The sequence below is a fragment of the Marinobacter sp. L-46 genome, assembly GCF_056859535.1.
In genome coordinates, this window is sequence record NZ_JBSXOP010000084.1 from 54,673 (window position 1) to 75,542 (window position 20,870).

General features: G+C 59.0%; 20 protein-coding genes and 1 pseudogene. 4 read left to right on the plus strand and 17 right to left on the minus strand.

What is annotated here, in order from left to right:
* Window positions 1–127: 127 nt before the first annotated feature.
* The 16 genes from rpoS to AC13DJ_RS15040 form a co-directional block, all read right to left on the minus strand.
* On the minus strand, window positions 128–1,126 hold the full coding sequence (rpoS, locus tag AC13DJ_RS14965) for an RNA polymerase sigma factor RpoS (RefSeq protein WP_474540772.1): 999 nt from the start codon (window positions 1,124–1,126) through the stop codon (window positions 128–130).
* Window positions 1,127–1,315: 189 nt separating this feature from the next.
* Window positions 1,316–2,101, minus strand: a complete 786-nt coding sequence (locus tag AC13DJ_RS14970) for a peptidoglycan DD-metalloendopeptidase family protein (RefSeq protein WP_474540778.1) — start codon at window positions 2,099–2,101, stop codon at window positions 1,316–1,318.
* Between the two features lie 280 nt (window positions 2,102–2,381).
* Window positions 2,382–3,356: a DUF368 domain-containing protein gene (locus AC13DJ_RS14975; RefSeq protein ID WP_474540773.1), complete on the minus strand. Its 975-nt coding sequence runs from the start codon at window positions 3,354–3,356 to the stop codon at window positions 2,382–2,384.
* Complete coding sequence (locus tag AC13DJ_RS14980) at window positions 3,356–4,012, minus strand: protein-L-isoaspartate(D-aspartate) O-methyltransferase (RefSeq protein WP_022990072.1); 657 nt, start codon at window positions 4,010–4,012, stop codon at window positions 3,356–3,358. Before AC13DJ_RS14980 ends, AC13DJ_RS14975 begins: the two co-directional genes overlap by 1 nt.
* The gene (surE, locus tag AC13DJ_RS14985; RefSeq protein ID WP_289102069.1) at window positions 4,009–4,779 is read right to left on the minus strand and encodes a 5'/3'-nucleotidase SurE; all 771 of its coding nucleotides are present in this window, start codon (window positions 4,777–4,779) and stop codon (window positions 4,009–4,011) included. Before surE ends, AC13DJ_RS14980 begins: the two co-directional genes overlap by 4 nt.
* A 20-nt stretch (window positions 4,780–4,799) precedes the next feature.
* A complete protein-coding gene (gene truD / locus AC13DJ_RS14990) occupies window positions 4,800–5,858 on the minus strand; it encodes a tRNA pseudouridine(13) synthase TruD (RefSeq protein WP_474540774.1) in 1,059 nt (352 codons plus the stop codon).
* Complete coding sequence (gene ispF / locus AC13DJ_RS14995; protein WP_232902303.1) at window positions 5,855–6,334, minus strand: 2-C-methyl-D-erythritol 2,4-cyclodiphosphate synthase; 480 nt, start codon at window positions 6,332–6,334, stop codon at window positions 5,855–5,857. The genes truD and ispF overlap by 4 nt, the downstream gene beginning before the upstream one ends.
* Window positions 6,335–6,379: 45 nt before the next feature.
* Entirely contained in the window at window positions 6,380–7,027 is a 648-nt protein-coding gene (gene ispD / locus AC13DJ_RS15000; RefSeq protein WP_482936983.1) for a 2-C-methyl-D-erythritol 4-phosphate cytidylyltransferase, read from the minus strand.
* A gap of 205 nt (window positions 7,028–7,232) precedes the next feature.
* Entirely contained in the window at window positions 7,233–7,505 is a 273-nt protein-coding gene (locus tag AC13DJ_RS15005; RefSeq protein WP_482932966.1) for a septum formation initiator family protein, read from the minus strand.
* 200 nt (window positions 7,506–7,705) lie between these two features.
* Window positions 7,706–9,001 carry a phosphopyruvate hydratase gene (gene eno / locus AC13DJ_RS15010; protein WP_482932965.1) on the minus strand — a complete coding sequence of 432 codons (1,296 nt, stop codon included), beginning with the start codon at window positions 8,999–9,001 and terminating at the stop codon, window positions 7,706–7,708.
* A 227-nt stretch (window positions 9,002–9,228) separates the two neighbouring features.
* Window positions 9,229–10,074, minus strand: a complete 846-nt coding sequence (gene kdsA / locus AC13DJ_RS15015; RefSeq protein ID WP_482932964.1) for a 3-deoxy-8-phosphooctulonate synthase — start codon at window positions 10,072–10,074, stop codon at window positions 9,229–9,231.
* 2 nt (window positions 10,075–10,076) lie between these two features.
* Complete coding sequence (locus tag AC13DJ_RS15020) at window positions 10,077–11,705, minus strand: CTP synthase (RefSeq protein WP_022990064.1); 1,629 nt, start codon at window positions 11,703–11,705, stop codon at window positions 10,077–10,079.
* Window positions 11,706–11,793: 88 nt separating this feature from the next.
* Window positions 11,794–13,134 (minus strand): tRNA lysidine(34) synthetase TilS, encoded by a 1,341-nt coding sequence (gene tilS, locus AC13DJ_RS15025; protein ID WP_482932963.1) that lies wholly within the window; start codon window positions 13,132–13,134, stop codon window positions 11,794–11,796.
* Window positions 13,118–14,071, minus strand: coding sequence for an acetyl-CoA carboxylase carboxyl transferase subunit alpha (gene accA / locus AC13DJ_RS15030; protein WP_022990062.1), 954 nt, complete (start codon window positions 14,069–14,071; stop codon window positions 13,118–13,120). The genes tilS and accA overlap by 17 nt, the downstream gene beginning before the upstream one ends.
* 103 nt (window positions 14,072–14,174) lie before the next feature.
* Window positions 14,175–17,657: a DNA polymerase III subunit alpha gene (dnaE, locus tag AC13DJ_RS15035; RefSeq protein ID WP_482932962.1), complete on the minus strand. Its 3,483-nt coding sequence runs from the start codon at window positions 17,655–17,657 to the stop codon at window positions 14,175–14,177.
* Between the two features lie 2 nt (window positions 17,658–17,659).
* The gene (locus AC13DJ_RS15040) at window positions 17,660–18,121 is read right to left on the minus strand and encodes a TlpA family protein disulfide reductase (RefSeq protein ID WP_482932961.1); all 462 of its coding nucleotides are present in this window, start codon (window positions 18,119–18,121) and stop codon (window positions 17,660–17,662) included.
* 69 nt (window positions 18,122–18,190) lie between these two features.
* Here AC13DJ_RS15040 and arsC point away from each other — a divergent pair, with 69 nt between their 5' ends.
* Genes arsC through AC13DJ_RS15055 form a run of 3 tightly spaced genes read left to right on the plus strand, consistent with a single transcriptional unit; the run spans window position 18,191 to window position 19,561 of the window.
* The gene (arsC, locus tag AC13DJ_RS15045) at window positions 18,191–18,544 is read left to right on the plus strand and encodes an arsenate reductase (glutaredoxin) (RefSeq protein ID WP_036219981.1); all 354 of its coding nucleotides are present in this window, start codon (window positions 18,191–18,193) and stop codon (window positions 18,542–18,544) included.
* A 21-nt stretch (window positions 18,545–18,565) separates the two neighbouring features.
* Entirely contained in the window at window positions 18,566–19,171 is a 606-nt protein-coding gene (gene wrbA / locus AC13DJ_RS15050) for an NAD(P)H:quinone oxidoreductase (RefSeq protein WP_482932960.1), read from the plus strand.
* Window positions 19,172–19,198: 27 nt separating this feature from the next.
* Window positions 19,199–19,561 (plus strand): DUF2069 domain-containing protein, encoded by a 363-nt coding sequence (locus AC13DJ_RS15055; protein WP_482932959.1) that lies wholly within the window; start codon window positions 19,199–19,201, stop codon window positions 19,559–19,561.
* 25 nt (window positions 19,562–19,586) lie between these two features.
* Here AC13DJ_RS15055 and AC13DJ_RS15060 read toward each other — a convergent pair whose 3' ends face one another.
* Window positions 19,587–20,651, minus strand: coding sequence for a DUF3080 domain-containing protein (locus AC13DJ_RS15060; RefSeq protein WP_482932958.1), 1,065 nt, complete (start codon window positions 20,649–20,651; stop codon window positions 19,587–19,589).
* Between the two features lie 81 nt (window positions 20,652–20,732).
* Here AC13DJ_RS15060 and AC13DJ_RS15065 point away from each other — a divergent pair.
* A pseudogene (locus AC13DJ_RS15065) lies at window positions 20,733–20,870 on the plus strand (IS5/IS1182 family transposase); the annotation flags it as partial.

A 20,870-nucleotide genomic window follows, 5' to 3' on the forward strand; every position in this document is an offset into this window, starting at 1 on the left:
GCCCGGTGGCCCATTCTAACAACGAAGTTCCGGTGGCATTTACCACCTGGTTCTCATTTGATGCCACATTAAACAAAAGCCGGCCATGTGACCATGACCGACTTGCCTGTGTGGTGCGTCAGATGTGTTAGTTAAACAGCAAGTTACCCGACAGACCGTCCTTCTCCAGGATTTCCCGCAAGCGACGCAGGGCTTCTACCTGAATCTGCCGTACACGTTCGCGGGTCAGGCCAATCTCCTGCCCCACCTCTTCCAGGGTACTGATGGGATAACCCCGCAAACCGAAACGGCGAGACAGCACTTCCTGTTGCTTGTCACTCAGCTGGTCTATCCACGTTTCCAGGCTGGAGCAGATATCGTCATCCTGCAGCACATCGGCCGGATCAGACGCACCTTCATCGGCCACAGTGTCCATCAGGGACTTGTCACTCCCCACACCTATAGGCGTATCCATGGAGGCCACCCGTTCGTTCAGCCCCAGCATACGCTTTACGTCTGCGACCGGCTTATCCACCATCCGGGCAATCTCTTCCGCCGTCGGCTCATGGTCCAGCTTCTGGGTGAGCTCCCGGGCCGCACGCAGGTACAGGTTCAGTTCCTTGACCACGTGAATCGGCAAACGGATGGTGCGGGTCTGGTTCATGATCGCCCGCTCGATGGTCTGGCGGATCCACCAGGTGGCGTAGGTAGAGAACCGGAAGCCCCGCTCCGGGTCGAACTTCTCGACCGCACGAATCAGACCCAGGTTACCTTCTTCGATCAGATCCAACAGGGTGAGCCCGCGGTTCACGTAACGCCGGGCAATCTTGACCACCAGCCGAAGGTTACTTTCAATCATGCGCTTGCGACCAGCCTCTTCGCCCTTACGGGCCAGGCGCGCAAAGTACACTTCTTCTTCGGGTGTCAGTAAGGGAGAGAAACCGATTTCGTTAAGGTATAACTGGGTGGCATCCAGCTGCTTTGCGCTGGTGAAGTATTTGCCCTGGGCCGGAATATCCTCTTCGGTTTCCGCCACCGGGTCTTCAGCCGTGGCCTTATCAGGCTTGTCCTCGGCCAAGATATGATCGTCTGCGTCTTCCATCTCTGCAACGCGATCAATGATGATGTCTTCTTGCTCTGCTGACATTACGTTACCCCGCCTCTCAATAATCCTGTTTTCGCCCGATACTTCTTGTTATTGCGGGCTTTCAATGTTGGTTTTCTTCAGGACAGTTGCTTGTTGGCTGGCAATCACCGTTGCCATTCTTGTTCTTGTCTTGTGCGGTATCAGTCAGGACGTCGGGTAATCAACGAGGGAACTTCCGGCTCCCCTGATTTATCGTCTGGGCAGGTATCGGGACGGGTCTACCGGATTGCCATTCTTGCGAATTTCGAAGTGCAACATCGGTTTGTCTGTCCCTGTACTTCCCAGCTCGGCGATTACCTGTCCGGCTTTAACATCCTCCCCTTCCTGCACCAGAATCTTGCGGTTGTGTGCGTAGGCGCTCAGATAATGTTCGTTGTGATTCACAATAATCAGGTTACCGTAACCAAGCAACCCGCTTCCCGCGTAAACCACATTTCCATTAGCTGCAGCCTTCACAGCATCCCCGGGTTTTCCGGCAATATCAATACCTTTATTGACTTTTCCGGATGTGGAATATCCTGCAATAACAGTGCCACCGTGCGGCCAGTGCCATCGCACATTGGCCACCGTCTGACTGCTGCCGGAAGCCGAACCGGCCGGACGGGTAGTGCGGGTTGAAGGAGGCTTTGTCGCCTTCGGGCGCTGGGTTATCGCCTTGGGGCGCGGGGCGGGAGCGGTGCTGCGCGGGGCAGATGCCGTTCTGGTGCTTTCGGGAATCCGGCCTTTCTTGTCCAGTCGCAGCACCTGGCCCACCTGCAGGTTCCAGGGCGGCGCCAGGCCATTGGCATTACCCAGCTCGCGGTAGTCCCGGCCATAACGCCAGGCGATTCGGTACAGGTTCTCGCCCTTCTTGACCACATGGGTACCCCAGTAAACCGGGGGGTTGTACAGATTGTCCTGATAGATGGCGTTCGTGTTACAGCCGGATAGGGGCAACAGGAGGGCGAGCAGGAGCAAGGCGGCTGCTCGCGCCAGGCGACCGGGGCGCCTGCAGCACGGGGTTCCTGTCAAAGCCGAAGCCCTGACACGGAATGCTGCTTGATGGCGCCCGTTAAAGAGAGTCACGTATAAAAAATGCCTGATTATGATAAAACCGTATAAGAAGCCATCCGTCCAGGATGCAATTTCTCATGTTTCAGGACTAACTTGTTAATATATCGCACAATTCACAATCGAATCCAAGTTACCCGGCACACAGGATTGTTACCTTCTGAAACAATCAAATTGTGCACCAGGTAACACTTTTCCCGGTTTACTAACCAGCCTTACCCTGCCTTTGAGCAGAGAAACGACCTGCATACTCGAGGGCCAGCACCAGCACCAACCCAGCCAGGGCCATCATCGCTGCAACGACAACCTGCGGGTCCTGCCCGGTTAAAGCGGCCCAGCTGTCCGGTGCAACCGGGGTCTGGCTCAAGGGTACCTCCTGGCCTTTGCTATTGGTGCGCCAGCTCAGGGTTTCCTGCCAGGGCCATACCTTGCTCAGGGCACCGATCATAAACCCGGTCAGCAGCGCCAGCACCGTGTCGTGGAAATGCCGGAATGCCAGGGTGATCAGCCGGGCCACAGACAACAGCCCGGTCAGACAACCCAGCAGAAACAGCCCCAGATGGGCCACATCGAATGACTTTATGGCGGCCAGTACCGGCGAGTACATACCGATAATCACCAGCAAAAAACTGCCGGATATGCCGGGCAGGATCATGGCACAGATGGCCAGGGCCCCGGCTCCGAAAAATGCCAGCTGTGAGGGTGCCACTTCACTGGCCGGCAGCGTGGTTACCCACCAGGCAAACACAATTCCGGCACAGAGAGGCAGCAGCAGGAACGGCGAAAAACGACGGACCTGGCGCCCCACGTGCCATACCGAGGCAACAATCAGGCCGAAGAAAAAGCTCCAGATCAGGATCGGATGGCTGTCCAGCAGCCAGGTAATCAGAGAAGCCAGGCTGGCCACACTGGCAACCACACCAGCCAGCAGGGTCACCAGGAAACTGCCGTCAATCGCTTGCCAGAAGCCGCGTATGTCACCTTTCAGAAACTGGCGCACGAAGGCTACCGGGGCCGCACTGATGGCCTCCAGCAACCGGAAGTAAATGCCGGTAATAAACGCGATGGTGCCCCCGGAAACCCCCGGAACAATATCCGCCGCGCCCATCGCCATGCCCCTTAAAAACACAGCCACCGGATGGTGACTGCGATTCACCGATGAGTCCGGGCTATGCTCCATTAACGAACCACTCCGCCAAGCAGGGGCACAAACCGCACCGGTTCCAGCTCACGGCGCTCGAAACTGTCGCCCCTTCGGATAATCTCGACCAGCACCTGATTCTCCTCCCCTACCGGTGCGATCAGCACACCACCATCGGCCAGCTGATCCAGTAATTCCCGGGGCACCTCTACCGGCGCCGCCGTCACAATAATGCCCTCAAACGGACCTTTTTCGGGCCAGCCCATGCCACCGTCGGCATGTTTGAGCATCGCATTACGAATGTTCAGTTGCCGCAAACGCTCCCTGGCCCGATCCTGCAGCGGCTTAATACGCTCCACACTGAAGATTTCACGGAACGCCTGGGACAACACCGCAGTCTGGTAACCGGACCCGGTTCCCAATTCCAGCACACGCTCCGGTTCGTGGGCAAGTAACAATTCCGTCATCCGGGCAACGATATAAGGTTGCGACAGGGTCTGCCCGTAACCGATGGGCAATGACGTGTCTTCGTAGGCACGGTGTGACAGTGCCTCGTCCAGAAAGATATGCCGGGGCACCTGGCCGATAATCTCCAGCACCCGATCCGACTCGATACCCGCTTCCCGCAATCGCTGCACCAGGCGCAAACGGGTGCGCCGCGACGTCATGCCGATGCCTTCAAGCGGGGCATTCATTGCGACACCTCCCCGAAGCCCTCAAGGTCATCGACCCAGTCTTGCAGTCGGGTCATTGCCTCGTGCCGGGTCATGTCGATGTGCACGGGGGTCACCGAAACGAAGCCGTTCTGAACCGCGTGGAAATCCGTGCCCGGGCCGGCATCGCCACCGCCACCGGCGGCACCGATCCAGTACCGGCGCTTGCCTCTCGGGCAGGTTACCGGCACAACACCCTCGGCCCGGTCACGATGCCCAAGCCGGGTCACCTGGATACCAGCCAGCTCACTCCAGGGCAGGTCCGGTACATTCACATTGAGAATCGAACGGGGGCCCAGGGCCAGGTAGCGCTTGTGTTCCAGCAGGAGCCGAACCGCCCGCGCGGCGGTTTCATAATGGAAGTGACCATTATTAACCAGGGACACTGCAATAGCGGGTAGTCCAAGGTGACGGCCTTCTGTAGCCGCGGCCACCGTGCCGGAATAGATAATGTCGTCGCCCAAGTTGGCATGGGTGTTGATACCGGAAACCACCCGGTCAAAAGGCTTGTCGAACAGACCGTTAACAGCCAGGTGAACGCAGTCGGTGGGCGTGCCATCTGCCGACCAGAAGCCGCTGGGGTGCTTTTCTACCGTCAGGGGCCGGCTCAGGGTCAGGGAATTGCTGGCCCCGCTGTGATCACGGTCCGGGGCAACCACGGCAAGTTCGCCCAGCCCCTGTAACCCTTCGAACAGGGCCATCAGGCCAGGCGAATGCACGCCATCATCATTCGACAACAGAATACGCACAGTGTTCTCCGCTAGCTTTCTTAGTACTTATTATCCCGGCTGAGGCTCATGTCCTGCAGCTCGAATACATCGGCCAGTACCGTGGTGGCGTACTGGCCCGGTGGCAAGGCGAACTGTAACCGGAGGCTATCGTCCTCCTGCCATTGCCACTGAAGATTGTCCGGACGGGTAACCAGAGCCCGGCGCTCGGGCTTCATGCGGGTGCTCAGAAACAGCCGCTCAAACTCCGGGTGACCTGCCACAACGGCTCGTTCCAGCTGCTCCTGATCACCGCTCGCCGTGGTGCCGCCATCGCCCCACAGGGGGCCTGTAGGGCTGCCGTCTACCGCAGGTTCACCGGCCATCGCTTCAAACCAGTGCCCAGCCTCTACCCTTGCGGCCAGCACCTCATTGAACAACCACGAACGTGCCGCCGAAAAGTACAATACGTTTTTCGAACCGCTTCCGCCACCGCCACGACGACCGCCCTTCTTCCGGTTCAGGCGGGTAACATCGAGATTCACTGCCCGCTCCAGGTTGCCGCCCTGAAAACCGAAGCGCTGGGGCCCGAAATAATTCGGCGCACCCCGATCTGCAAGCAACGCCAACGCGGCCTCCATTGCCTGCCTGTCGCCCTGAACCTCGCGCAACACCAGCTCGAACCCGTTGGCCTGGTGTTCGCCCCGGCGCAGCTTGCGGGCGTGGCGACGCCAGTTCAGAACACGCCAGCGCTCGCCAATAGCACTGAGTAATTCCGCATCAGAGGCTTCCCGCCCCGGGCAGTAAAGACTGAACCACTGCGACGTTACCGCATGACGATCCTTCAACCCGCAAAAGCCCACTTCGAAAGCCTTGCAGCCAGCCAGCTGGGCCAGCTCCCGGGCCACGAACTCGGTATTGTCCCTGGACTTTTCCAGCCGAACACAGAGATGCTCACCGGCACCTTCGGCACCACCGGCCTGGCCTTCGACCTCCGGCCACAAACACTCGGTCACCCGGAAATCTTCAGGGGACACCTTCAACTGGGCAGAACCCACCCGCTGCCCGGAAGAAACCGGCCACTCCAGCCGCCAACGTGGCTCTACCGAAGCATCCGTCACAGGCTGACCGCCTCAAGCAGGCACACCGCCTGGCAAGCAATCCCCTCACCCCGGCCGGTGAACCCCAGCTTTTCGGTGGTGGTGGCCTTAACACTGACCCGATTCACCGGCACCCCCAGGTCCTCGGCAATATTCATTCGCATAGCCTCCACATGGGGCGCCATCTTCGGAGCCTGGGCAATAATGGTGGTATCCACGTTCACCACCGAAAAACCTTCCTCCAGCACCCGCGCCATCACCCGCCGAAGCAAATCCCGGCTATCCGCACCGGCCCATTCGTCACTGGTATCCGGGAACAGATGCCCGATATCCCCCAGCGCGACCGCGCCAAGCAGCGCATCCGCCAGCGCATGCAGCAACACATCGCCATCCGAATGGGCTTTCAGGCCGTGACTGTGGGGAATCTCAACACCACCGAGAATGACAGCATCACCCTCACCAAAGGCATGGACATCAAAGCCCTGACCAATGCGCATGATCGTCTCCGAAAAAAACAGAAATAAACGAGAGGCGGGAAAACCCTACAGCCGGCCCAGAATAAACTCGGCCAGAGCAAGGTCAGACGGCACCGTAATCTTCAGATTATCCGGCCGCCCTTCCACCAGAACAGGCATCTTACCGGAAAACTCCATGGCAGAGGACTCATCGGTGACCGGCTGATTGTTTTCAAGACAAGACTCCAGCGCCGCCCGCAATGCACCAAACCGGAACATCTGCGGCGTCAACGCCCGCCACAACCGGCTCCGGTCCACCGTTTCCTCCACTTCGGGCTGCACACCGCCACCCGCCAGCTTCAACGTATCCGCCACCGGCGCCGCCAAAAGCCCACCAACCGGGTGCTCAGACAGGGTATCAATCAGATTGGAAAGGTCATGGCCATGCAGACAAGGCCGAGCCGCATCATGCACCAGCACCCAGTCAGAATCCTCCGCCTGCTCCGCCAACGCATGCAACGCCGAAAGCACCGAATCCGCCCGCTCCTTGCCACCGGTACAGGTCTGGATGCGATCGTCTCTGGAAGATTCACTATCCGGCCACCAGTGATCAGCCGGATTCAGCGGCACCATGCACCCCTTGAACGGTGCGTTATCCAGTAAACGGGAGAGCGTGATATCGAGGATAAAACGGTTATTGATCTTGAGGTACTGCTTGGGACATTCAGCTTTCATGCGCTGGCCTATGCCGGCGGCAGGAACAACAAGCCAAAGTTGAGATTTCATAATCGGAAGGCCCGCACTATGTCAGGAGAGCGCCGGGGAGTGTCTCTCCGGGAATTTCGAAGGCCATGGATGGCCTGAGAGAAGCGCACATGGATGTGCTCGTAGCGGTTCCCGGAGAGACACTCCCCGGTGCTCGGAGCACCCAATGCCGAAATCAGTTCTCGACTACGAGAAAAAAAGTCTCGTCTTCGCGAATAAGACCCAGATTCATGCGGGCCCGCTCTTCCACAGCACCCTGCTCATTACGAAGGTTCCGCACCTCCGCATACAGCCGGTCATTACGCGCCGCCAACCCGGCATTCTCCGCCCGCTGCTCAGCAATCGAATTCTCCAGCGACCAAACCTGCGCAAAGCTACCCTCCCCGACCCACAGGCGAACCTGCAGCAGGAGAATCAGCACAACCAGAATGGCCCAAAGCGTTTTCATGTCAGATCAGCTCAGAATTTAACCAGATTAAACGGTATCTACGACCGTCAAGTATAGACCTTATAGTAGATTAGCAACAAATTCTTGTAAGTCACTGTACAAAAAGGCCATCGTTTCCGAATTTTCATCCGGAACGCGATGGCCTTAACACTTTGTTACCTGCCAGCGAATGCCGACAGGTCAAAGTTTATCGGTAAAACTCAGCCCTGACCCTTGATTTCGCTCAGGCCGCGGTAAGGTGCCTTGCCTTCCAGCGCTTCTTCAATGCGCAGCAGCTGGTTGTACTTGGCAACCCGGTCAGAACGGCACAGAGAACCAGTCTTGATCTGGCCTGCGCAGGTAGCAACCGCCAGGTCAGCAATGGTGGTATCTTCGGTTTCACCGGAACGGTGGGAAATCACCGCCGTGTAGCCGGCGTCCTGAGCCATCTTGATAGCGTCCAGAGTCTCGGACAGGCTACCAATCTGGTTGAACTTGATCAGGATGGAATTGCCCACACCCTTCTCGATGCCCTGCTTCAGGATCTTGGTGTTGGTTACGAAAAGGTCATCACCCACCAGCTGAACCTTGCTGCCGAGCTTATCAGTCAGAACCTTCCAACCGTCCCAGTCACTCTCGTCCATACCGTCTTCGATGGACACAATCGGATAGCGCTCGCACAGGCCGGCCAGGTAATCAGCAAAGCCTTCTGAATCAAAGCTCTTGCCTTCACCGGACAGCTGGTACTGACCGTCCTTGTAGAATTCGGAAGAGGCACAGTCCAGGGCCAGGGTCACGTCTTTGCCCAGCTCGTAGCCCGCATCTTCAACCGCCTGCTTGATGGCAGCAAGGGCTGCTTCGTTAGACGGCAGGTTCGGTGCAAAACCACCTTCGTCGCCTACGGCAGTGTTCAGGCCCTGAGCCTTCAGTACCTTCTTCAGGCTATGGAAAATCTCGGCACCGACACGCAGGGCTTCAGCGAAGCTTTTAACAGCAACCGGCTGAACCATGAATTCCTGGATGTCGACGTTATTATCCGCGTGCTCACCACCGTTCAGGATGTTCATCATCGGAACCGGCATGGAGAACTTGCCGGAGGTGCCGTTGATATCAGCGATGTGGGCGTACAGTGGCTTCTTCAGGGAAATAGCAGCCGCCTTGGCCGCTGCGAGGGAAACTGCCAGGATAGCGTTGGCGCCCAGGTTAGCTTTGTTCTCAGTGCCGTCCAGGTCCAGCATAACCTGGTCCAGACCACGCTGATCCGCAGAATCTTTACCGACCAATGCATCACGAATCTTGCAGTTTACCGCATCAACCGCTTTCAGGACGCCCTTACCCAGATAACGAGAAGCATCACCATCACGCAGCTCCAACGCCTCGCGGGAACCGGTGGATGCACCAGAAGGCGCACAAGCGGTGCCGATGGTGCCGTCTTCCAGAATAACATCGGCTTCAACGGTAGGGTTGCCGCGGGAATCCAGAACCTCACGGGCTTTGATGTTGGCAATCTTGGTCATTCGGTTGTTTCTCCAGTCTTAACTTTTAATTTGGTGCCGGAGCGAACAACTGGAAAGCCTTGGCGAAAACCGCTACGAGCACATCCATGTGCGCTTCTCTCAGGCCATCCTTGGCCTTCGAAATTTTCGCCAAGGCTTTCCAGTCATTCGCTCTCGTAGTCCGCAGTATGCCGTCAGGTTTGGCAACCTCAGGAATATGCGGTCTTTCAAATAGCCGACACCGCCAATCAGGCGGTGTCGATAGGTTTAAAACTTTTTACCAGGTCATCCACAGCTTTCACGCGCCCCAGGAACGGCTCCAGCTGGCTCAGGCGCAGGGCACAGGGGCCGTCACACATAGCCTTGTCCGGGTCAGGATGGGCTTCCAGGAACAAACCTGCCAGGCCCTGAGACATTCCGGCCAGGGCCAGGTCGGTGACCTGGGCACGCCGCCCGCCGGCGGAGTCGGCACGGCCGCCGGGCATCTGCAGGGCGTGGGTGACGTCGAAGAACACCGGCACGTTCATCTGTTTCATGATACCAAAGCCGAGCATGTCCACCACCAGGTTGTTGTAGCCGAAGCTGCTGCCGCGCTCGCACAGGATAACCTGGTCGTTGCCGGCTTCTTCACACTTGGTGATGATGTGCTTCATTTCCTGGGGGGCCAGGAACTGGGCTTTCTTGATGTTGATGACCGCGCCAGTTTTGGCCATGGCCACGACCAGATCGGTCTGGCGGCTCAGGAATGCCGGTAACTGGATGATGTCGCAGACTTCAGCTGCAGGCGCCGCCTGCTCCGGTTCGTGCACGTCAGAGATGATGGGCACGCCGAATTTGCTTTTGATGTCAGCCAGGATCTGCAACCCCTTCTCGAGGCCGGGGCCCCGGAAGGAGTTGATGGACGAGCGGTTGGCCTTGTCGAAGGAGGCTTTGAACACGTACGGGATGCCCAGTCTGTTGCAGACATCCACGTACTTTTCGACCACTTCAAACGCCAATTCCCTGGACTCGAGTACGTTCATGCCGCCGAACAGCACAAAGGGCTTGTCGTTGGCGATTTCGATTCCCGAGACGTTCAGGTTGCTGCGGGCCATGCTCAGGATCCCTTTTTGTTGGCCAGTGCTGCCTCAACAAAGCCCTTGAACAGCGGGTGGCCGTCGCGGGGTGTCGAGGTGAATTCCGGGTGGAACTGGCACGCCACGAACCACGGATGTTCCGGCGCTTCCACCACTTCAACCAGTTTGCCGTCAGCGGAGCGGCCGGAGATGATCAGGCCAGCCTCTTCCAGCTTTGGCAGGAAGTGGTTGTTGACTTCGTAACGGTGGCGATGACGTTCGCGAATGGTTTTCTTGCCGTAGCAGGCGGCGATGCTGGAGCCGTCCGTCAGTACGCAATCCTGGGCGCCAAGGCGCATGGTGCCACCAAGGTCAGAGGCTTCGGTGCGTGCTTCGGTAGCACCGCTGGCGTCGAGCCACTCGGTAATCAGGCCGACGACCGGCTCCGGGGTGTGCTCACGGAACTCGGTGCTGTGGGCGTCTTTCAGGCCGGCCACGTTACGGGCGTATTCGATAACCGCCACCTGCATACCCAGGCAGATGCCCAGATACGGAACCTTGTTCTCACGGGCGTACTGAACCGTGCGGATCTTTCCTTCCACGCCACGCTCACCAAAGCCACCGGGCACCAGGATTGCATCTGCAGATTCCAGCACGGCGGTGCCGTCACGCTCGATGTCTTCGGAATCGATGTAGTTGATGTTCACCTTGGTGCGGGTCTTGATGCCCGCGTGCAGCAGGGACTCGATCAGGGATTTGTAGGCGTCCAGCAGTTCCATGTACTTACCGACCATGGCGATGGTGACTTCCTGCTGCGGATTCATCAGGGATTCCACAACAGCGTCCCACTCGCCCAGGTCTGCTTCACGGGCATCCAGGCCGAAGCGCTCGATAACCAGCTGGTCCAGGCCGTATTCGTGCAGCATGCGCGGAATGGCGTAGATGGACTTGGCATCCTGCATCGGGATGACCGCACGCTCTTCCACGTTGGTGAACAGAGCAATCTTGCGACGGGAGCTGGCATCCACTTCGTGCTCGGAACGGCACAGCAGGATGTCCGGCTGCAGGCCGATGGAGCGCATTTCTTTCACGGAATGCTGGGTCGGCTTGGTTTTGATCTCGCCGGCGGTGGCAATGTAGGGCACCAGGGTCAGGTGCATGAACAGGGCACGCTGAGAGCCTACTTCCACCTTCAGCTGGCGACAGGCTTCGAGGAACGGCAGGGATTCGATATCGCCCACTGTGCCGCCGACTTCAATCAGTGCCACGTCGGCACCGGCTGCGCCTTCAACCACACGGCGTTTGATTTCGTCGGTAATGTGCGGGATCACCTGCACGGTACCGCCAAGATAATCACCGCGACGCTCTTTGCGGATAACTTCTTCGTACACCCGGCCGGTGGTGAAGTTATTGCGCTTGCTCATGGGGGTACGAATAAAGCGTTCGTAGTGGCCCAGGTCAAGGTCGGTTTCCGCGCCGTCTTCGGTGACAAAAACCTCACCGTGCTGGAACGGGCTCATGGTGCCGGGGTCCACGTTGATGTACGGGTCCAGCTTGAGAATAGTGACCTTCAGGCCGCGTGCCTCGAGGATGGCTGCCAGTGAGGCAGACGCAATACCTTTGCCTAATGAGGACACGACACCGCCGGTGACGAAAATATAACGCGTCATGCAGATTCCGTGATTATCTGGTTCGGTGAAGGAGGGAGATTGTTCATCTCAAGATGGGACGCCAGACTACCAGAAAGCCCCTCTGTACTCAATCACAATCCCTCTCCACAATCAGCCGCCAGCCGGTGGCAGGGGCGCCTCCCGAGTATTGTTCAGAACACCACAAATCGCCAATCCCGATCAGCTCTTCGCCCTCGCTGGTTTGCCGCCAGACCAGCGGTAATACTGAGCGCTCCCAGGGTGGAACGGACTGTTCCTGAAGCCAGTTTTTCAACGCACGGGAGGGCTTACCCCGGGCCAGCCGGACCCGCTCACCACCCTGCCTCGTAGATACCCTTATTGGCGGCGGTGTTGTTTGCTGTTCCGCCCGGGCAACCGCTTCCAGCGACAGCAACCAGCCGGACCAACGCACTGGCGACCCGGGGGTAAGCGCTACTGGCTCTGGCGCGGGAGGATTATCCGGCACCAGGTAGATATGCCCCCGGTAACGGCGCAGGCTGAATCCAGCGCCCCGGAGTTCCGGCTCCCGATCCTCTCCGGCGCCAAGCAGTTCTGCCAGAACCTGGTCCCAGTTCGCCAAAGCCGGCGGCGGGAAACCCTCGCGCTGAATCCACCAACGCACCAGGTTACGGCGCTCGGGGGCACTCAGGGCGGAGAACGGCTCAATCGCCAGGCGGCCGCTATCGGAACAGATCTGCCACTGAAGCTCCGCCAGGCGTTGATTCAGCTGGTCACTTTCGGCGCAGGATCGGGCGCTGTGGGCAACCCGCTTCAACAAACCGGGCCAACGGTCCTTCAGGCCAGGCAGAACACTGTGGCGCAGGTAATTGCGGTCGAATTGCCGGCTCTGGTTGCTGGGGTCTTCCACCCAGCGCACGCCAAGCTCCGTTGCCACCTGCTCCAACCTGTCCCGACTGACCTCGAGCCAGGGCCGGTAGAGGGCGCCCTCGCCTAACGGCCGCGTTTTCGGCATTCCGGCCAGACCGCTGACGCCGGAACCCCGCAACAGCCGGAAAAGGACCGTTTCTGCCTGGTCATCGGCGTGGTGGGCCATCAATAACATGTCGCCCGGGTTCAGGGTGTTGTGAAACACCTCATAACGGGCTGTACGGGCCGCATCTTCCAGGCCGCCAGCACCCCTGGCACCAACCGGGACATCCACCCGCGCAACGGACAATTCAACACCCAGCTGCTCGCAGACATCCCGGCAGAATTGCTCGGTCTGCTGATGATTGGGCTGGAGCTGATGATTGATGTGTAGGGCAGTAACAGAGGGGTGGCAGGCAGAGGCAGCCTGCAATAACAGCGTGGAATCCAGGCCGCCGCTGAAGGCCACCCAGAGGCGGGAATATTCGGGAAGTTGACTGACCGGCCCGAGCAGGTCGCCGGGCCAGCCAGAAGCCCGGGCGGTGTTACCGCCCGCCTTCATACTTGGTTAAGCGCTCGTAACGGCGGCTTACCAGCTCGTCCAGGGGTAAACGGCTCAGCTCGTCAATGCCCTGACCCAAGGTCGTTTTCAGGGTCTCGGCCATTTTTTCCGGATTGCGGTGGGCACCACCCAGGGGCTCCGCAATCACGTTGTCCGCAACACCCAGCTCTTTCAGGCGCTGGGCAGTTACACCCATAGCTTCCGCAGCCTGGGAGGCATACTCCGCACTCTTCCACAAAATCGACGCGCAACCCTCAGGGGAGATAACCGCGTAGGTTGAGTACTGAAGCATGTTCAGCTGGTCGCACACGCCAATGGCCAGTGCACCACCGGAGCCACCCTCACCGATTACGGTGGAGATAACGGGGGTTTTCAGGCGCGACATCACCGCCAGGTTAAAGGCGATGGCCTCACTCTGGCCACGCTCTTCGGCGCCAATACCAGGATAGGCACCCGGAGTATCGATAAAGGTCAGTATCGGCATCTTGAAGCGCTCGGCCATTTCCATCAGGCGCAGGGCCTTGCGGTAGCCTTCCGGGCGCGGCATGCCGAAGTTGCGCTTGACCTTGTCACGCACTTCGCGGCCTTTCTGGTGACCAATCACCATCACGGGCTTGTTGTCCAGGCGAGCAGTGCCGCCAATGATGGACAAATCATCCGCATAGCGACGGTCGCCGTGCAGTTCGTCAAAATCTTCAAAAATCAGGTCGATATAGTCCTGGGTGTAGGGGCGGCGCGGATGGCGGGCCAGGCGGGCTACGTCCCAGGGCTTGAGGTCTGAAAAGATGGTTTCCGTCAGGCTGACGCTTTTCTTCTTCAGACGGCTGATTTCATCAGTGATATTGATGTCGGTGTCGTTACCCACCATGCGAAGCTCTTCAATCTTGGCTTCCAGGTCGGCGATCGGCTGTTCGAAATCCAGGTAATTAGGGTTCATGATGTTCCATCATTTGCTTGCCAGGTGGGCGGTCAACCCACCATAACCAGAATTTGAGACAAAGATAGCAGCGCAAAACGCTCAACTAAAGCGGACATTGGTCTTAATCATAGACCAACTCCACCGACTTCTCTCCCACCAGGTGTTTCAACTCGAACAACAGGTTGTCATCGGGCTGCACCCGCCAGGACGGCCCCAGCTCAATCCGGGTGCTGGCCTCGGCACTGCTGTATTCGATCCACACCGGGCTGCCTTCGTTACGGAACGGCCGCAGCGTGTCGTCGAGTTTATCCAGCAGGCCGTTCTGCAGCTGGTCAGCATGCAGGGCCAGCCGGATACCCCGGCTGAACTGCTGCCGGGCGGTCGCCACATCCATCACCGAGCTAACCCGCATTTTCATCTGGCCAGAGTAATCGTCGTGGCTGACCTGCCCTTCCACCACAATCACCTGGTCCGACTGCAACAGCTCGCGGTTTTCAAAGAATGCTTCCGAGAACAGAGTGGCCTCGATACGGGCACTGCGGTCATCCAGGGTGATAAAGCACATGGTGGAGCCGGTACGGGTTTTCATGGTGCGCTGGGCCACCACCAGCCCGGCCACCCGCTGGGGCGACTTGTTGGGCTTCAGGTCGGCAATGGAATTACGGACAAAGCGCCGCACTTCCCGTTCGTATTCATCGAACGGATGGCCGGTGAGGTAAATGCCCAGGGTATCTTTCTCACCCTTGAGCCGTTCTTTCTCCGGCCACTCGCGCACGTTGGCCACATCCGCGTAGGGATCACCGTCTTCGCCGCCGCCTTCGAGCATTTCGCCGAACATATCCACCATGCCGGCGGCATCGTTGCGGGATTGCTGGTCCGCCTGCTGTATGGCTTTCTCGATGCTCGCCATCAGCTGGGCGCGACTCGGGCCCAGCTTGTCCATGGCGCCGGAGCGGATCAGGGCTTCCATCGCCCGCTTGTTCACTTTCTTCAGGTCGATGCGGCGGCAGAAATCGAAAATATCATGGAACGGGCCGTCTTTGGCCGCCTCCACAATACTATCGATGGGGCCTTCACCCAGGCCCTTGATTGCGCCCAGGCCGTAAACAATCTGGCCATCGTCATTCACCGTAAAGGTGTAGGCGGAACGGCTGACATCCGGTACCAGCAGGTCCAGCTTCATGTTACGGCACTCTTCCACCAGCGTGACCACCTTGTCGGTGTTCTGCATATCGGCGGTGAGTACCGCAGCCATGAATTCGGCCGGGTAGTGGGTTTTCAGCCACAGGGTCTGGTAGGACACCAGCGCGTAGGCTGCAGAGTGCGATTTGTTGAAGCCGTAGCCGGCGAATTTCTCAACCAGGTCGAAGATGTTCTCGGCCAGGGTCTTGTCGATGCCGTTGTTCTCACAACCGTCCAGGAAGATGGCCTTCTGTTTCTCCATCTCCTCCGGCTTTTTCTTACCCATGGCCCGGCGCAGCATGTCGGCACCGCCCAGCGTATAGCCGGCCATCACCTGGGCAATCTGCATGACCTGCTCCTGGTACAGGATGACCCCGTAAGTGGGCTCCAATACCGGCTTCAGGCCTTGATACTGATAATCCGGGTGCGGGTAAGACATCGGCTGGCGGCCATGCTTACGGTCGATAAAGTCGTCTACCATGCCGGACTGCAGCGGCCCCGGGCGGAACAGGGCCACCAGGGCGATCATGTCTTCCAGGGAGTCCGGCTGCAGGCGGCGGATCAGGTCTTTCATGCCGCGGGATTCCAGCTGGAACACCGCGGTGGTCTCGGCCTTTTTCAACAGGTCGAACGAGGGCTTGTCATCCAGCGGAATGGTGCTGATGTCCAGGTCACCAAGCCCGCGCTCTTGCCGGCGCGGGTTGATCATGCCCAGGGCCCACTTGATGATGGTCAGGGTCCGCAGACCCAGGAAGTCGAACTTCACCAGCCCGGCGTCTTCCACATCCCCTTTATCGAACTGGGTGACCAGGCTTCCGCCCTCATCGTCGCAATACAGCGGCGAGAAATCCGTAATCTTGGTGGGCGCGATCACCACACCCCCTGCGTGTTTACCGGCGTTCCGGCACACGCCTTCAAGCTTCAGGGCCATTTCCCAGATTTCCTGGGCTTCTTCATCCTGCTCCAGGAATTCCTTGAGCTGGGGCTCCTGTTCGATGGCCTTGTTGAGGGTCATGCCCACTTCAAAGGGAATCAGCTTGGAGAGCTTGTCTGCCAGGCCGTAGGATTTGCCCTGCACCCGGGCAACGTCCCGCACCACCGCCTTGGCGGCCATGGTACCGAAGGTGATGATCTGGGAAACCGCTTCCCGGCCGTACTTCTGGGCGGTGTATTCGATGACCCGGTCCCGGCCTTCCATGCAGAAGTCGACGTCGAAGTCGGGCATGGATACCCGTTCCGGGTTCAGGAACCGCTCGAACAGCAAGTCGTATTCCAGCGGGTCCAGGTCGGTGATCAGCAGCGCATAGGCGACCAGGGAGCCGGCACCGGAACCCCGGCCCGGGCCCACCGGCACGCCGTTATTCTTGGCCCACTTGATGAAGTCCATAACGATCAGGAAGTAACCCGGGAACCCCATCTGGATGATGATATCCAGCTCGAACTTCAGGCGTTTGTAATAGTCTTCGCGCTTCTGGTCGTATTCCGGGTCGTCCTTGCTCAGGGTCTTGGCAAGGCGCGCTTCCAGCCCTTCTTCGGACACATGGCGGAAGTAATCGTCCATGGTCATGCCATCCGGGATCGGATAGTTGGGCAGGAAGTACTCGCCCATGCGCACTTTCACAGAACAGCGTTTTGCGATTTCCACGGTGTTCTCGACGGCCTCGGGAATGTCCGAGAACAGCTCGATCATTTCCTCGGCGCTGCGCAGGTATTGCTGGTCGCTGAAGCGACGATCCCGCCTGGGGTCATCCAGGGTCCGGCTTTCACCAATACAGACCCGGGCTTCGTGGGCTTCGAAATCGTCCGCCTGCAGGAAGTGCACGTCGTTGGTAGCTACCACCGGCAGGCCCAGTTCAGCTGCCAGTTCCACGCTCATATGCAGGCAGTCTTCATCACCGGCCCGGCCGGTACGCTGCAGCTCCAGGTAGTAGCTGCCCGGGTACAGGTTCATCCAGTATTCGGCACGCTCTCGGGCCAGTTCCGGCTTGCCCGCCAGCAAAGCCTTACCCACATCCCCCATCTTGGCACCGGACAAGGCAATCAGACCCGCGGGCCGGGCTTCCAGCCATTCCTTGCGGATAATCGGCTTGCCGTAGCGCTGGCCTTCGGTATAGCCGAGGGAGATGATTTCTGTGAGGTTGAGGTAACCGTCGTTGTTGCGGGCCAGCAGGGTCAGGCGGAACGGGTTTTCCGGCTCATCCGGGTTTTCCAGCCACAGGTCCGCACCGATGATCGGCTTCACGCCGGCGCCCATGGCGGCCTTGTAGAAGCGCACCAGGGAACACATGTTGGATTGCTCGGTCAGGCCGACGGCGGGCATGCCCAGCTCCGCCACGCGGCCGATCAGCGGCTTGACCCGAACCAGGCCATCCACCATGGAATATTCGGAATGTACGCGCAGGTGAACGAAAGTCTTTGCCATGGTCAGTTGCCAATCAATGTGCGGATGTCTTCTTCGGTTTGTGGCCCAAACCGGGTTTCAACCAGGTTGCCGGAGGGGTCCACAATAAACGTGGCGGGCAAGCCCACGGGCATTTTCCAGCCGAATTCCGGGCCCGGGTCCTGGCCCAGCATCAGGAACTCGATGCCCATTTCCTCTCCCAGCTGCTCCAGGGCCGTGCCGGTAACGCCATCAAAATTCACACCCAGCACCGAGATGTCCGGCGCCTTGTCCAGTTCATTCAGCTCGGGAATTTCCTCCAGGCAAGGCTTGCACCATTCTGCCCAGTAGTTCACCAAGACCCAGCGGCCACGAAAATCATCCCAGTTCACGGCCGTACCGTCGGCGCGCTGCAGCTCGGTTTTTTCACAACCGGTGATGGTCGCTGCCGCTAAAACCAGCGTAATTAAAGCCAGAAAACGCCTGAACGGCCGAGGGTACTGCAAGGGATGTCCTCCTGTTAGACTACCGCCCTTCGAAAGGACAGCAACCATTACTGTAAACCGGGCATGACCATGACAGAACCAACCCGCATTTTCCATAACCCACGGTGTTCCAAATCACGGCAGACCCTTGAGCTGATTCAGCAAAAGGGCATCGAACCGGAGATTATACGCTACCTGGAGACGCCTCCGACAGAGCAGGAACTGTTACATATCCTTGATCTGCTGGGCTGCGAACCCCGCCAGCTGATGCGCACCAAGGAAAGCGAATACAAGGAACAGGGCCTGGATAACCCGGAGCTGAGCCGTGAACAGCTGGTAAAAGCCATGGTGGCCACCCCCAAACTGATCGAGCGGCCGATTGTACTGGCCAACGGCAAGGCGGCCATCGGCCGGCCACCGGAAAGCGTTCTCGAGATTCTCTGAAGCATTGCCCAGGAGCCAGGCATGAGCGATACCAGCCCGTACATTCTTGTTCTTTATTACAGCCGGAACGGCCAGACCGCCGACATGGCCACCCAGATTGGCCGGGGCGTGGCCCGGGTAAGCGGGATGGAAGCGAAGATCCGCACCGTTCCGCCGGTGTCGCCGGACACCACTGCCAGCCTGCCCCCGGTTCCGGATACCGGCGCCCCCTATGCAACCCGGGAAGAACTGGCCAACTGTGCCGGCCTGGCACTGGGCAGCCCTACCCGCTTCGGAAATATGGCGGCACCGCTCAAGCACTTCCTGGATGGCACCGGAGACCTGTGGCTGAACGGCAAGCTCGCCGGCAAGCCCGGCGGTGCGTTCACCTCCACCGGCAGCCTGCATGGTGGCCAGGAAACCACCCTGCTGACCATGATGCTGCCTCTGCTGCACCACGGCATGGTGCTGTGCGGCCTGCCCTACTCGGAGAGCGCCCTGAATGAAACCAGCACCGGCGGCACCCCCTATGGGCCCTCACACTGGGCCGGCACCGGTGCCCAGCAAGGTTTGAGCGAACACGAGAAAGTCCTGTGCCAGGCCTTTGGCGAACGGCTGGCCCGGCTGGCCGTGAAACTGGCTGACTGATTCGAAATCCACCACCCGGAACCTTCTATGCTCCACAACGACAAAGCAAAAACCACGGCACGCCTGACCATCGCCCTGTACATCTCGGTGCTGGCCGGCTTGCTACTGACGACCTTCTACCCGGCACCCGTGGAAGGCGTCTCGATTTCCCTGATGCTGACGGTCAAACTCCTGCCGCTGCTGGCGTTTGCGGTGCCGGTTTTCCGCGGTCATAACCGGGGCTATATCTGGATGGCCTTTGTACTGATCTTCTACTTTACCCAGGCGGTGGTTTCGGCCTGGCTGAGCGAAGGTGCTGCAGGGCCAGTGGTTATGACTATTCTCACCTTCCTGCTGTTCACCGTGGCCATGGTGCACCTGAAAGTGAACCGGCCAGTGGCGGCGGGCTAACGCCGGTTATAGCCAGTGCGGGCTGTCAGGCACCCGGCCTCAGCCCGCATTGTTCCAGCAGTTGCTGCCAGTGGCGTGTGTGGCGCATCATCGCGCCATCAAGCTGATGCCAGAGACTGCCTTCCTCACCAGCCTGCAGGTGCCGGCGAGCCCAGTCACCAAAGACTTCCGGCATTTGCGCTTCCTGCTTTGCCGCCAGCTCTGCGAAACCCGCAATCAGGGTATCGGCCGCCCGGCTGACATCACTCATGTAGGGCTGAACCTCACCGATGTACACACTGAAGAAAAAACTGCGAACGATGTCGGACTGGTTGTTCGGTTTCCCGTTAAGGCATAGCGGCCGTTCTGCCAGCCTGGCCTGAAGCACTTCGGTGCCGGTATTCAGCGTGGCAATGAGCAAGCGGGCACTGTTAACCAGTTGCCCGGCCCGGTATTCGGCCTGCCAGCGCTGGTGAATAGCGCCCAGGTTGTCCAGGGAAACGTCAAGCCGCTGGCGCAACAAGGCCGCCACTGTCTGGTTTAATTGCTCCAGGTCCCGCACCAGGTCGGATACCGGAAGCTGGCCTTCACCCACGGGGTAATAACCTTTACTGAGGGTAAACAGGTTCTCGATTTCCTCGGTACCCCAGGTGGCGTTCCAGACAGCTCTGGGCAACGAATCCCGCTTGCTCTCGATCGCTTTAACAAGGGTTTCCCCAAGCTCTTCATCATCCACCTCCGGCAGACAGTCTTCCGCGGCGCGGATAAAACGTACCTCGTACCGCAGGCGGTTTACCGGCTGCATCACCTTGCCCATGACTGAGTTCTTCTCACCCACCACATACTGCAGCTCACAGCCATACAGCGACAGGAATTCGAGCATGCCGATGTCCAGTTCCGGCATGTCCAGCACGCGGTCACGGCGGCGGGGTAATTGCGATGCCGGCGGCAACTCTTCAGGCAGGGAAACAACGGGGGCTTCAAGTACCCGGGCAAGGCGCTCCAGGTACTCGGTCATCATCGGCCTGGCTTCGGAGAACGGGTTACATCCAGCCAGAAACAGGGCACAGATACCCGGAACCAGCCATTGCAGCCTGAACAGTCCGGGCATAAATCAACCTCCTAGGAGTCTGCGCGGCAGAAGCTACATTCTGGCACAATAGATCAAAATTCTTCAGCAACAGGATGACTGATGGGAACCACTTTCCGCCCGTATTCGCCTGGCCAGGAACTGCTTCTTCCCCCGAGCCTGAACGAGTGGCTGCCTGAGGGGCATCTGGCCTATTTTGTCAGTGATGTCGTCGAGGAGTTGGATTTAAGTGCGTTTTAT

Bases quoted from the DNA above. Each gene is read 5' to 3' on its own strand.
- rpoS (WP_474540772.1), bottom strand. From the start codon at position 1,126: ATGTCAGCAGAGCAAGAAGACATCATCATTGATCGCGTTGCAGAGATG.
- AC13DJ_RS14975 (WP_474540773.1), bottom strand. From the start codon at position 3,356: ATGGAGCATAGCCCGGACTCATCGGTGAATCGCAGTCACCATCCGGTG.
- AC13DJ_RS14980 (WP_022990072.1), bottom strand. From the start codon at position 4,012: ATGAATGCCCCGCTTGAAGGCATCGGCATGACGTCGCGGCGCACCCGT.
- ispF (WP_232902303.1), bottom strand. From the start codon at position 6,334: ATGCGCATTGGTCAGGGCTTTGATGTCCATGCCTTTGGTGAGGGTGAT.
- ispD (WP_482936983.1), bottom strand. From the start codon at position 7,027: ATGAAAGCTGAATGTCCCAAGCAGTACCTCAAGATCAATAACCGTTTT.
- AC13DJ_RS15005 (WP_482932966.1), bottom strand. From the start codon at position 7,505: ATGAAAACGCTTTGGGCCATTCTGGTTGTGCTGATTCTCCTGCTGCAG.
- eno (WP_482932965.1), bottom strand. From the start codon at position 9,001: ATGACCAAGATTGCCAACATCAAAGCCCGTGAGGTTCTGGATTCCCGC.
- kdsA (WP_482932964.1), bottom strand. From the start codon at position 10,074: ATGGCCCGCAGCAACCTGAACGTCTCGGGAATCGAAATCGCCAACGAC.
- AC13DJ_RS15020 (WP_022990064.1), bottom strand. From the start codon at position 11,705: ATGACGCGTTATATTTTCGTCACCGGCGGTGTCGTGTCCTCATTAGGC.
- tilS (WP_482932963.1), bottom strand. From the start codon at position 13,134: ATGAAGGCGGGCGGTAACACCGCCCGGGCTTCTGGCTGGCCCGGCGAC.
- accA (WP_022990062.1), bottom strand. From the start codon at position 14,071: ATGAACCCTAATTACCTGGATTTCGAACAGCCGATCGCCGACCTGGAA.
- dnaE (WP_482932962.1), bottom strand. From the start codon at position 17,657: ATGGCAAAGACTTTCGTTCACCTGCGCGTACATTCCGAATATTCCATG.
- arsC (WP_036219981.1), top strand. From the start codon at position 18,191: ATGACAGAACCAACCCGCATTTTCCATAACCCACGGTGTTCCAAATCA.
- wrbA (WP_482932960.1), top strand. From the start codon at position 18,566: ATGAGCGATACCAGCCCGTACATTCTTGTTCTTTATTACAGCCGGAAC.
- AC13DJ_RS15055 (WP_482932959.1), top strand. From the start codon at position 19,199: ATGCTCCACAACGACAAAGCAAAAACCACGGCACGCCTGACCATCGCC.
- AC13DJ_RS15060 (WP_482932958.1), bottom strand. From the start codon at position 20,651: ATGCCCGGACTGTTCAGGCTGCAATGGCTGGTTCCGGGTATCTGTGCC.